The following is a 632-nucleotide window of genomic DNA, read 5'->3' as shown; positions in this document are numbered from 1 at the left end:
TCCACCGTGTACGCTTAGTCACTTAACCATACAACCCCAAAGAGTTTCGCGATGCGAATCTTGAGCTTGTCGTTAAACAACCAAAGTTTGTCTCTCATTATTTGAATGAGCGAGAGACATTTCGATTTTGCCGGACTCAATTTCGAATAATCACTTAAAAGTGATATTCCCAAGAACACTTGAATGTGTTTTTTGGTGTTTACCATAAAGGTAAACATTGAGAACTTTACAAATAATCTTCTATTTACAATGAAATAAAGGATTATTTAGTCAGCTTTCCAAATTGTTAAAGAGCAGATTCACTAATGAACCATTTTTAAAAACACTCTTGCGAATGCGCTTAAAGATGGTGGAGCTATGCGGGATCGAACCGCAGACCTCCTGCGTGCAAGGCAGGCGCTCTCCCAGCTGAGCTATAGCCCCATCAGGTGTCGATACTGTGTGCCAATCCCAAAAAGGAATTGGTGGGTCTGAGTGGACTCGAACCACCGACCTCTCGCTTATCAGGCGAACGCTCTAACCACCTGAGCTACAGACCCAGTATCGTCTCTTAAACTGTATAAACATATCAATCTGTGTGGACACTCATCGTGAGTAATCATCGTATAAGGAGGTGATCCAGCGCCAGGTTC

At 42.7% G+C, this 632-nt stretch carries 2 tRNA genes; both read right to left on the bottom strand.

Going from position 1 to position 632, the window contains the following annotated elements:
- Positions 1–347: 347 nt before the first annotated feature.
- Positions 348–423 (bottom strand) — tRNA-Ala (locus tag H2O73_RS20275).
- A gap of 39 nt (positions 424–462) precedes the next feature.
- Positions 463–539: transfer RNA gene (locus H2O73_RS20270), tRNA-Ile, on the bottom strand.
- Positions 540–632 lie beyond the last annotated feature (93 nt).

The organism is Vibrio marinisediminis, assembly GCF_014050145.1.
Lineage (GTDB): Bacteria > Pseudomonadota > Gammaproteobacteria > Enterobacterales > Vibrionaceae > Vibrio > Vibrio marinisediminis.
This window is presented reverse-complemented; position numbering and strand designations above follow the sequence as displayed.